The organism is Iodidimonas nitroreducens, assembly GCA_000710935.1.
GTDB classification, from domain to species: domain Bacteria; phylum Pseudomonadota; class Alphaproteobacteria; order Sphingomonadales; family Rhodothalassiaceae; genus Iodidimonas; species Iodidimonas nitroreducens.
The window spans coordinates 18,620-30,177 of the sequence record BAYV01000032.1 but is presented as its reverse complement, the minus strand read 5'-3'; the positions used below and the strand labels follow the sequence as shown (position 1 = coordinate 30,177).

Below are 11,558 nucleotides of genomic sequence, written 5' to 3'. Positions count from 1 at the left end.
AATGAGCCGTTCTGGTCAAATCCCATAGGGACGCCGCAATGACGTCCATCTCGAACAGAGAGACGCTTGGAAAGGCAGCCAGCCTTCCCGGCACGCCTCTCCGTCCGATCTGTTTGTCCTTCCGGCGCCTCGAAGGTGCGGTTCATGGATCCTGACCCTCGGCATATTGGCGATTGGCGTTGCAGGGATCATAACGGTTCTGGTCCGTGGCCGGAATGGCAATGCTTCCTGAGGATCAATCTGGGCTTCCTGAAGATCAATCTGCTTATTTTTTCACGAAGGCCTTCATCCGCGTTTTTCGTGCCAGTCTTTGAGGGCATTGGCGAGCAGCATGAAATCTGCGTGGCGGGCGGCGTTTTTTCGCCAGACAAGGCCAATGGTGCGGGCCGGGGCCTTTCCCGCCAAGGGCACGGTGCGCACATGGGTGCCGTTCAGAATGCCGCCTTCGATGGCCATTTCCGGGATCAGGGTCATCCCCATGCCATTATCCACCATCTGCACCAATGTATGAAGGCTGGTGCTGAGGATCGAGCGGGTGGGGTCGATGCCGGGCAAGGAACAGGCGGCCAGCGCATGATCGCGCAGGCAATGGCCTTCTTCCAGCAAAAGCAGGGTTTCGTGATCGAGGTCCTTTGGCTGCACTTGTGCGGGCAAGGGCGTGTCGCCGGGGGGGTAGGCCGCAAGAAAATGATCGTCGAACAAAGGTTCCAGATGCACATCGCCGCAGCGATAGGGCAGGGCATAGAGGATGATATCCAAACTGCCCGCATGCAGTTCGTGGCACAGGGTTTCCGACATTTGTTCGCGTAAATGCAGCTTTAAACCGGGATAGGCCCGGCGCAAAATGGGCATGGCCCGGGGCAACAAAAAAGGCGCAATGGTGGGGATGATGCCCATGCGGATGGTGCCGGTCAGCGGTTCTTTGGTGGCCATGGTCAATTCCACCAGTTCATCCGCTTCACGCAGCAGTTTTTTCGCCTTATGCACCACCGCTAGCCCCAAGGGCGTGAACCATAAAGCGCGGCGGGTGCGCTCAACCAAAGCCACATCGAGCAGGCTTTCAAGCTCGGCGATGCCCGATGAGAGGGTGGATTGCGTGACATGGCACATTTCGGCGGCCCGGCCAAAATGCATCTGATCGTGCAAAGCCACCAGATAGCGCAATTGTTTCAATGTGGGTGTGATCATGATCGCCTCAATCGATTAATGACATTCAAAATATCTGTTTGATCAATAATTGCAACAGTGTCACATAAAGGGCGTTCACATTGCGTTTCCACTCCAGCACAAAGGATAAAGATATGTTGACCATTGGTGATAAATTTCCCGCCTTCGATCTGAAGGCCATCAGCAATACCGATCTGCCCGATGGCGATTTTCCCCGCCTGACGGATCAGGATTTTTCCGGCAAATGGAAGCTGGTCTTTTTCTGGCCGAAGGATTTCACCTTCATTTGCCCCACCGAAATTCTGGCTTTCGATGCCTTGGCCGATGAATTTACGGATCGCGATTGCGTGGTTCTGGGCGCCAGCACCGATACTGATTTCGTGCATTTTGCCTGGCGGAAAAGCCGCGAAGATCTGGGCGCGGTGAAATTCCCATGGCTTGCCGATAATAAGAAAGAATTGTCGAGCGCTCTTGGCATTCTGGAAAAGGATGAAGCTGTGGCCCTGCGCGCCAGCTTCCTTGTGGATCCCAATGGGATCATTCGGATGGTGCAGGCCAATGATCTGAGCGTGGGCCGCAATCCCGAAGAGGTTTTGCGTATTCTGGATGCCCTGCAAACCGATGAGCTGTGCCCGTGCAACTGGCATAGCGGTGAAGACACCATCGACGTGGCCAAAGAAGTCGCCTGATCTTTCTGCAAGCAGATGAAAAGGCCCGGTCGGCGCGCTGCTCTGGCCGGGCTTTTTCGTGAAAAATTCACAGACATAACAGGAGCAAAACCCATGGCACTCGAAGACTTGAAAGCGCTGATCCCCGATTATGCCAAAGACATCAAGCTCAATCTTTCGGCCTTGTCGCGGGAACAGGGGCTGAGCCAACAGCAGCTTTATGGCACCCTGTTGGCCTGCGCGCTGGCATCATCCAATGCCACACTCATCCGGCATCTTCACGAAGAAGCCGCCGCAAAGCTGAGCGATGAAGCGATCAATGCGGCCAAGGCGGCGGCATCGATCATGGCGATGAACAACATCTATTACCGCTTCGTGCATTTATCATCCCATGCCGATTATAAAACCATGCCGGCAAAGCTGCGGATGAATGTGATCGGCAATCCGGGCATCGATAAGGTTGATTTCGAGCTCTATTCGCTGGCGGTATCCGCCATCAATGGCTGCGGCATGTGCATCGATAGCCATGAAGCGGTGCTGCGGAAGGGTGGATTGAGCGCGGAAGCCATTCAAACGGCGGTCCGGATTGCGGCCATCGTTCATGCCGTGGCGCGCACCCTTGATGGAGAAGAAGCCCTCGCCTGAACGGTTTTTTAGATGGTGCATGTGCCTGCTGTGGGGCTGAAAAAGAGGCCGGGTAGCCTAAGGCACCCGGCCCGAGTCACGACAGCGAGGATATGCGGCCATTAAAAACAGCCACATAAGAACGTATGGCGCGAGCCAGATGGCTCCCGCTTCCGTTCAAGGCACAGTGTTCACGAAATGCACTCTAATATCAAGAAAAAGGCATCTCTATTGTCATGTTTTTGACATTATTTGCGACAGATTCTGTCTCGGCAAAGGCTAAAACAGAAAACGCGCGCTAAGCTGCACCGTTCGCGCCGGAGCCGCAGAGCGTTGCACGAAATCCTGACCGGCAGTTTGGATCTGGTTCGATTGGGTGAAATTCACCGGAAAGCCGCTGTCATTATTGGCGTTGAACAGATTGAATATATCCATCCGCAGTTCCATTCTGTTGCTAAAGAGCGGGATTTCATAGGCTGCCCCCAGATCAACGGTGCTGGCAAAGGACAGCCGCCCGGAATTGCGATCAAAGCCCGGCGCCCGATCAGGATTGCCGGTGAACTGATCGGCGAATGACAGGCCATCGCCATTGAGATCGGTGGTGCCGAAAACCCGCGCATCGGGAACGAAATTGATCGGCTGCCCCGATTGGAAAAGCCCGGCGATGCTCAGGGTCAGCCCGTCCAGCGGATAAACCGAAAAGAGGGTGGAGAGGGCATGGGTGCGATCATTGAGCGAAGGCCCGAAATCAGCCGCGAAATCATTGGAATCATTGGCGCGGAAATTCACATCATCCGTATTGTTGGTCAGCCGTGACAGGGTATAGGCGATGAGGAAGGAATAGGGATCGGCATCGCGGGGTTTTTCCATGCTGATGGTTAGCGCCCGATAGCGCGAGCGGCCATCGGTTTCCGACATGATGATCGAACGTGCCCCGCCCGCCGGGATGGAACCATCCGCCAAAAGCGCGGGGCGGGTGGCATTGGCGGCATCCGATGAGCGCACCAGCCCCAGATCCTGACGTTGTTCGGGGGTCAAGGCGGCCACGGCTTCGGCACCCAAAGCATCGAAAGCCGCCTGATTGAAGGTGAAGGGGGCAGGGGCATTCACATCGCGCAAACGGACCAGATTATGCCCTTCCGACCACATGCCATCGATGGATAACAGATAATTCCCCGGCATTTCCCATTGCCAGCCCAAGCTCGCCTGAAAGGCATAGGGATTATCCAGCCCATCGGGATTGAGAATCCGCAATTCGCTGGAGCTTAGCGCATTCTGGCGATCCCGAACCGATGCGGGATCGGGGCAATCGCCAAAACCATTACACAGATCAGCGGCATCGATAGCCCGCGTTCCGGCATTTGTCATCTGATCGATATCGGCATCGGCGGGCAACAGCCCCTGATCGATCAGGCTTTGCAATTGCCCGCGAAAGCCCGGCGTATCGGTGGAAAACTGCAAGGCATCCGAGACAACGGTATAGGGCACTTTTTCATAGAAAAGACCGACCCCCGCGCGCAGAGCCATATCTTTTCTGAAGGACCAGTTGGCCCCGATGCGAGGGGCGATATTATCGAAATCTCCCGATCCCGATGCCCCTTTCGACAGGCTGTCATATTCCCAGCGCAGGCCAAGGGTGACAGACAGATCCGGTGTCACCATGATCTGATCTTCGGCAAACAGGCTGTAGGTTTCCTGGCTGGTGCCAAAAGCCTTTGGTGCCGTTTCAAAAACCGCTTGAATGACATCGAGATTGGCCGGCAGATCATTGATGGAGAAATCGCTCCCCAGATTGCTGTTGCGCAAGGCACCAAGCTGCGTCTCATCAAGCATCAGCAGAAAATTGCCATTGGGATTGCCACCGCCGCGCAGGCTGAAATCCGAAATGATCACATCACTGCCAAAGCTGAAGCGATGGCGGCCGCTTTCAAAGGAAAGCTTTTGCTGGAATTGCACGGTATTTTCCCGCTCGTCAAAAACGGAACCGGGATGGCCGATGGTCGCGATGGCCCGGCCCGAAGGATCGAGCAGGGTGGCTTGGGCATTCTCATTATCGGCTAAGGGCTTGGTAAAATTCCAATCAAAGCGGCTATATTGTACCGATCCGCTATAGGTGAAGCGATCCCCGCGATAGGTGGTGGTTAAGGCGGCATTGGTGGATCGGCGGGTTTGTTCGCTGCCCGCAGAGGGAAAGATGGTGCCACCCGAAATGCCGCCGCCGGGGCGTTCCAATGTTACCCGCCCATGATTGAGGCGCAGGGTGCTTGTCAGCCGGTCCGTCCAGCGATGATCGATGCGCGCCGTGGTCAGCAGAAAATCATTCTGTCCGCTGATCTGTTCGGCCACCCCTAATTCCGGCACATTCAGCAGATTATTAGTGTCGTCGCGGGTATATTCCATATTGATGAAATAAAAGGTCCGATCCTCGATGATCGGGCCGCCCACGGCAAATCCGGCCTGATAGCGCTGGAAATCATTACTCACCAGATTGCCGCTCAGATCCCGGGGATTAAAGCCATTATTCGACGATAAGGCCCCCCCGGGGCGGGAGACGAAAAACAGCTCGCCTTCCACCTCATTGCCGCCCGATTTGGTGGTGACATTGACAATCCCATTGGCCGTGCGGCCAAATTCGGCGGAATAATTGCTGGCCAGAACCGTCACATCCTCGATCGCTCCGATGGGCACGGGAAAGCGCATGCCGCCCAGGAAATTCTCATTATTATCAAGGCCATCAATCATGTAATTGGTGAACAGGCTATTGGCGCCATTGATCGCAATCGATGGGGCTTCATTGAAAAAGCCGGTGGCCTGGGTCACATTCGGCAGGCGAAACAGCACCCGTTCAAGGCTGCGGCCTTCCACCGGCAGTCGTTCGATCTCATCGGCGCTGAAGCTGGCGGAAATTTCCGCATTGCTGCGATTGAGCCGCCCATAGCTGCGGCTGGCGGTAACGCTGATTTCTTCCAGTTCGCTTGCCGACATCAGCATCAGCGATAGGCTGCTGTCAAATCCCGACCGAAGGCTGATGGCTTCCGTCCGGGCGGCGCGGTAAGCTTTCGTGGGTTCTGTGCGGGCAATCCATTCGCCGCTGGTGGACAGGCCATTGAATCGCACCAATCCGCGTCGGTCGGTGGTGCCGGTGATCACCTGCCCGGTTTCCAGATTTTCCAGAATGACCGGAATATTTGAAAGGGGCTTGTTATCCGCCGCAGTGCGCAGGCTGATATCCATGGCAACTTGCGCATGGGCAAGGGGAATGGCGGAAACACCGGCCATGAAAAGACCGACCAGAAAGGGTTTTAACATCATGTGTCCATTTGTGCTTTTTGAAACTGGCCATGGGGTAAAGGCTGGCAGCCCTGCGGGCAAGTCACAAATAAAGCCATGGCCCGATCGCCCGTTCGATTGCCATCAGCGGTTGATCAATTCATCCGAAATCTGGCAGGCGGCGGGGCCGAGCAAGACCACAAAAAGCGTGGGCAGGATGAACAGGATCAGCGGCACGGTCATGGTGGCGGGCAGCCGGGCGGCTTTTTCTTCGGCTTTCATCATCCGCTCATTACGAAATTCTGCCGATAAAACCCGCAAAGACATGGCCAAAGGCGTGCCATAGCGTTCTGTTTGCACGAGGGTGGTGACAACCCCGCGCACTGATGGCAGGGGCACCCGCTCAGCCAAATTCATCAGGGCTTGGCGGCGATCGGGCAAAAAGCCCAGTTCCACCGTGGTGAGCCCGAATTCATCGCCCAGTTCCGGGGCACTTTTGCCCATTTCCCCGGTCACCCGCTGAAAGGCGCTATCAAGGGTCAGCCCCGCTTCGGCGCAGATCACCATCAGATCCAAAGCATCGGGCAGGGCTTTGCGGATGGCGGCCATGCGCTTTTGGATCTGATTTTTCACCACCAGATCCGGCCCCATGAAAGCGATCAGAATGGCCCCGGGGGGGAGCAGAACCTTGAGCATCGGGCTATCGGCAAAGGCATCATAGCCATAAACCAGTAAAAGGCTGGAGATGGCGATCAGTGCGGGCAGAACCATCTTGAAAAACAGATAGATGATCACCGCATCTTTTTGCCGCCAACCGGCCTGCATCATTTTTTTCGATACTTTCTGGGTGGTTTCGCTTTGCGCGAGCTTCAGCTTTTTCACCACCGAACGCATCACATTCAGGCCCTGTGCCTTGCGGATCGGGCTGGTGCGGCGCTTGGGCTCGGTGATGAGGCCAGCGCGCAGGGCTTGACGGCGTTCCTGAAGCTGCTTGATGCGGCCCTTCATGGGATCGCGGGCAACGATGCCCGATTGCCAAACCGCCAACACGGCGATGAACGCCGTTATCCCTGCAAGGATGGTGACGAGATCAAGAGCGCTAAGGCCAAAGGGGATGAGCTCATTCATATTTCAAAACTGATCATTTTCGAGATGATGAAACCGCCGATCCCCATCCAGATCAGGGCGCCGAACAAAACGATCATGGCGCGGGTATCGGTGAAGAAGATGCTGGCATAGTCCGCATTCATGGCATAGATGATGGCAAACATGATGAAGGGCAGGCAGCCGATGATCATGGCGCTGGCCCGGCCCTCGGACGACAAAGCCCGGATTTTCAGCTTCATCTGATGGCGGGTGCGCAGGATATTCGATAGATTGCTGAGCGTTTCCGCCAGATTGCCGCCGGTTTCCCGCTGAATGGCAAGGCTGATGACGAAAAATTTGAAATCGGGAAAATCAAGCCGGCCCGCCGCCGCCCATAAGGCCTTTTCCAATGTTTCGCCAAGGCTCACCTGATAGGCGATCTGGCGAAATTCCACCCCCACGGGATCATTGATTTCCGAGCCGACGATATTGATCGTTTCATTGATCGGCAAACCCGATTTCAAGCCGCGCACGATCAGTTCGATGGCTTCGGGGAATAAGGTGAGAAACATCTTCTGGCGCTTGGCGATCATCTTCGAGATAACCAGATGCGGCAGGCCAATGCCGATGATCACGCCCAAAAGCAGGGATAGCCCGAATGGCAGGGACAAGATGATCATGAAGACCAGCATCGCACCGATCAGAACCGCCCCACAGATCATCGCATAGCGGCCAAGGGGAATATCCCGCCCGGTTTGTTTCAGGCGTTTTCTAAAGGTTTGGGGCTTGGGAACCAGCTTGCCGATCAGGGCTTCAAGGGGCGAGCTGTTATCTTGTGAGGCCAAGATCGACCGCGCCCGGATGGCGCTTCCGCTCGTGCCGAAACGATCCTGAAAGCGATGGAGCCGGGCCCGGATCAGCTTGTTCGATGGCCCCGACCAGATGATCGCCCCGGCCAGCGCGGCAAAGATCAAAAAGCTGGCCATAAAGATCAGACCCATCAGCAGGCCATTATCTGCGCCGGTCATGCCTTGCCCCTTTCCTGTGCTGTCATGCTCATCATGGGCATCAGCTCATCGCCTGCATCAAAGCCCGGCCAAGGCCGAAATATTCCGCCCGAGCCATGAAATGGGGGCGAACACCCGATGACACCCAATCGCCCTGCAGCTTGCCCTGCTCATCCTGGCCCTTCCATTCAAAGCGATAGAGATCTTGCGTTGTGATCACATCGCCTTCCATCCCCACCACCTCGGTCACATAAACCGTGCGGCGGCCACCATCGCGCATCCGGCTGACCTGAATGATCAGATCAAGGGCGGCGGCGATCTGTTCGCGAATGGCTTTGGTGGGTAGATTGAGCCCGGCCATATTGACCATGTTTTCAAGGCGGGTGAGGGCTTCGCGCGGGCGATTGGCGTGGATCGTGCCCATCGAGCCATCATGGCCGGTGTTCATCGCCTGTAGCATGTCGATGGCCTCGCCCCCCCGGATTTCGCCCAAGATAATGCGATCAGGGCGCATCCGCAGGGCATTTTTCACCAGATCGCGCATATTGATTTCGCCTTTGCCTTCCAGATTGGCCGGACGGGTTTCAAGGCGCACCACATGGGGCTGCTGCATCTGCAATTCGGCGGCATCTTCGATGGTCACCACCCGTTCGCCGCGATCGATCAATTGTGATACGGCGTTCAGCATGGTGGTTTTCCCCGATCCGGTGCCGCCTGAAATCAGGATATTGAGGCGGCAGGCCCCGGCGATTTTCAAAACCTGCGCCACTTTGGGCGAAAGGCTGCCAAAATTGAGCATGGCATCGAGGGTGATTTTCTGTTTGGCGAATTTCCGGATCGAGATCGAGGCCCCATCAATGGCCAGCGGCGGAATGATCACATTCACCCGGCTGCCATCCATCAGGCGGGCATCGCAGATGGGCGAGGTTTCATCCACCCGGCGGCCCACGGCGGTGACGATTCTCTGGGCGATATTGAGCAGATGGCGATTATCGCGGAAGGTGACATCGGTCAGTTCCAGCTTGCCCTTGCGCTCGATATAAACCTGCTGGGGGCCGTTCACCATGATATCGCTCACCTCATCATCGGCAAGCAGGGGTTCCAGCGGCCCCAATCCCAGCATGTCATTCAGCAGCAGGGTCACCAGATCACGCTGTTCCCGCAGGTTCAGATTGATCTTTTCCTGAACCAGCAATTCCCCCACCACATCGCCCACCTGATCGGCCAGTTCGGCGCGCGGCAATTCGCTGGCAGCCTGGGGATCGATATGCTCCATCAACAGAGGCTGAACCATTTCTTTGGCATGAAGAACGGTATCGGTTTTGGCGGATTTCGGGGCCTTGCCATCCAGCGGATCATCGGTATTGCCAGCCGACAGGATCAGTTCATTGAGCAAAAAGGTACCCAGATCGCGCACATCGGCATCATCGATTGCATGTCCCAGTTCCTGGGCGATTTCGCGCACATAAGTTTCGACATTCTGGGCCAGATCCACCCGCGACGACATGCGCACCTCTTCGGGGGTGAAATGGCTTTTGATGCGCACCAAAAGCACATCGCTCAAATCATCCAATGAGGGGCTTTCGCCCCCGCCTGCCCCTGATGATGGAGCGGAGGCCGGATCGGCGGGCCTGTTGATGGCGGCTAAGGCGGCGCTATCGGCATCGGCGGGTTCACCATTGGCCCGGCCAAAGCCTGATGACAGGCTTTTGCGGGCGGATAGATGCCGGCGTGCGAAGGGGGTGCTTTGTTTCATGGGGCTTTACGGATCAATTTCGACCAGAAGGATTTGCTTTCCGCCTGCGCTTCATCCCCGGCCAAGGTTTGCGCCAGATTGCGCATCATCTGCACCGGCTTTGAAGAGGGCAGGGCCTGGGGCAGGGGCTTTCCCTGTTTTGATGCGGCCAGCATGCTTTTGGGATCGGCGGGGATGAGCAGATCGATCCCATGTTCCACGGAAGCCTCGAAATCCTTTTGCGAGACTTCCTGTTGCGCCAAAGGCGGCACTTTATTGGCCACCAGATGGACCCGGGCCTGGGGCGCATGATTTTTCAAAAGCCCCATCATGCGGATCGTATCGCGGGTGGCGGCCAAACTGAGTTCGCTCACCAGAACAACATCTGAGATCGTGCTCAAAAGGCCGGGATAGCTGCTGGCCATGGTGCGCGGCAGATCGATCAATACCAGATCGAAATGCTCGCCCAGCGATTCCTGCAAATGCATCAGGGCCGCCGAATCGGGGGCCATCGGATCGCCCAAGGGGGCTTCCGATCCCAGCACCGAGAGATGATCGCTCACCTTGAGCATGGCGCGTTCGATGAATAAAGAATCCACCCGATTGGGATTTTCCAAAGCATCGCTCAAGCCCCGCCCCGGCTCCAGATCGAAAACAAGGGCATTGGTGCCGAAATTGAGATCAAGATCAAGCAGGCCCACATCGATGGAAAAATCATCGGCTAAAATCCACGCCAGCCCCGATGCAAGCCCGCTGGCGCCGACGCCGCCGCGCACCCCGATCACCGCCACGCTTTTTTTGGTCAAAGGCTGGCTTGCGGGCACATCCGGTTCGGCGCGGGCGCTCAAGGCCATGGCAATGGTGGCGCGCAGATCATCGCCATTGATCGGTTTCAGCAGATAATCATGAATACCCGAAGCCAAAAGATCGCGGTAAAGCTGCACATCATTGCGGCTTCCCACCGCCAGAACCAGCGTGCCCGGCTCGCACACATCGGCCAGCGCCCCGATATCGGCCAGTGGATCATCGGATTGCGATAGATCCACCACCAGAAATTCCGGCGACCGCATCACCGATAATGAGCGCACGGCGTTAGCGATGCCACCCTTGTGGATGCGTTCGGGCAGCCAGCCTTGTTCGAGGGCTACAGGCTCCAGAATCTGGATGGTTTCCTGATCACATAGATAAGCGCCAAAGGCTTCCCGTTTTTCCATGCCGTGATCGAGGCGTTCGGCTGCTGAAGCCATGATGATCTCTCCCGCGATGTCTTAAAATCCGCCGCCGCTACCAAAGCCAGTGCCGCCGCCCTGATTGACACCCTGGGGCACCAATATGATCGGCACTTCATCCCGCCATGCCTTCAGGCTTTGGATCGCTTTGCCGGTGGATGTTTGGCCCGATCCATTGCCGGTGAGCAGATCGCGCGGATCGGCCACCATCTGCCCCAGATTGATCACATTGGCGCAGCCAAATTGCGGTGAGGGCGCATTGGTATAATTGCGCGCCAATTGTAAAACCGAATTGGGGCATTGGGGGGCGGTGACGATATAACGATCCAGCACGAGAAGGGCGCCCCGGCTTTTGGGCACTTCGCCGATGCTGGCCGGCGCGTTTTCCTGCTGCAGGCCATGGGCGCGCAGGATGCGGCGCAGATCCTCGCTGGCCTTGGGGGAAAAGCCATCCCCCGCCACTAAGCTGATATGATCGCCATAGCCGGCATCCATTTCGGCCAGAAAGCGGATGATCGAAGACTTCTGGGCATCATCGAGACCATGTTCATCACTGGATTGCGCTGAATGCTGTGGCGATGATGGATTGATCCTGTGGGCCAAACGCACCATCTGCACTTCATTGCGGGCTTCCTGCTCCAGCCCGTCATAGGCGGCAGGTAATGAGGATTGGCAGGCGGCCAAAGCCCCCACACAAAAGGCCAGCCCGATCCCCCGCCATAGGGGCGCGCGGGGGGTGCGGGGCGCAAAGGGGTGAACTGCCTTGGTCATG

The 11,558-nt window shown here is 56.7% G+C and carries 9 protein-coding genes; 2 read left to right on the top strand and 7 right to left on the bottom strand.

From position 1 onward, the window contains the following. Window positions 1–285: 285 nt before the first annotated feature. The gene (locus AQ1_RS11250) at window positions 286–1,188 is read right to left on the bottom strand and encodes a hydrogen peroxide-inducible genes activator (RefSeq protein WP_042087336.1); all 903 of its coding nucleotides are present in this window, start codon (window positions 1,186–1,188) and stop codon (window positions 286–288) included. Window positions 1,189–1,301: 113 nt separating this feature from the next. On the opposite strand from AQ1_RS11250, the gene AQ1_RS11245 reads away from it, so the two are divergent. Further along, window positions 1,302–1,856: a peroxiredoxin gene (locus AQ1_RS11245; protein WP_042087335.1), complete on the top strand. Its 555-nt coding sequence runs from the start codon at window positions 1,302–1,304 to the stop codon at window positions 1,854–1,856. Window positions 1,857–1,949: 93 nt separating this feature from the next. Beyond that, window positions 1,950–2,480: a carboxymuconolactone decarboxylase family protein gene (locus tag AQ1_RS11240; RefSeq protein ID WP_042087346.1), complete on the top strand. Its 531-nt coding sequence runs from the start codon at window positions 1,950–1,952 to the stop codon at window positions 2,478–2,480. Between the two features lie 258 nt (window positions 2,481–2,738). On the opposite strand, the gene AQ1_RS11235 is transcribed toward AQ1_RS11240, so the two are convergent. The 6 genes from AQ1_RS11235 to AQ1_RS11210 all read right to left on the bottom strand — a co-directional run bounded on the left by AQ1_RS11235 (window position 2,739) and on the right by AQ1_RS11210 (window position 11,557). After that, entirely contained in the window at window positions 2,739–5,771 is a 3,033-nt protein-coding gene (locus tag AQ1_RS11235; protein WP_052371232.1) for a TonB-dependent receptor domain-containing protein, read from the bottom strand. Between the two features lie 102 nt (window positions 5,772–5,873). Then, window positions 5,874–6,857, bottom strand: coding sequence for a type II secretion system F family protein (locus tag AQ1_RS11230; RefSeq protein WP_042087334.1), 984 nt, complete (start codon window positions 6,855–6,857; stop codon window positions 5,874–5,876). After that, window positions 6,854–7,843: a type II secretion system F family protein gene (locus AQ1_RS11225; RefSeq protein ID WP_052371231.1), complete on the bottom strand. Its 990-nt coding sequence runs from the start codon at window positions 7,841–7,843 to the stop codon at window positions 6,854–6,856. Before AQ1_RS11225 ends, AQ1_RS11230 begins: the two co-directional genes overlap by 4 nt. Window positions 7,844–7,883: 40 nt before the next feature. Beyond that, window positions 7,884–9,578, bottom strand: a complete 1,695-nt coding sequence (locus AQ1_RS11220; RefSeq protein ID WP_042087333.1) for a CpaF family protein — start codon at window positions 9,576–9,578, stop codon at window positions 7,884–7,886. Next, window positions 9,575–10,804: a cellulose synthase operon protein YhjQ/BcsQ gene (locus tag AQ1_RS11215; protein WP_152550425.1), complete on the bottom strand. Its 1,230-nt coding sequence runs from the start codon at window positions 10,802–10,804 to the stop codon at window positions 9,575–9,577. The genes AQ1_RS11220 and AQ1_RS11215 overlap by 4 nt, the downstream gene beginning before the upstream one ends. Window positions 10,805–10,825: 21 nt before the next feature. Continuing rightward, entirely contained in the window at window positions 10,826–11,557 is a 732-nt protein-coding gene (locus AQ1_RS11210) for a CpaD family pilus assembly lipoprotein (protein WP_042087332.1), read from the bottom strand. Window position 11,558: the final 1 nt, after the last annotated feature.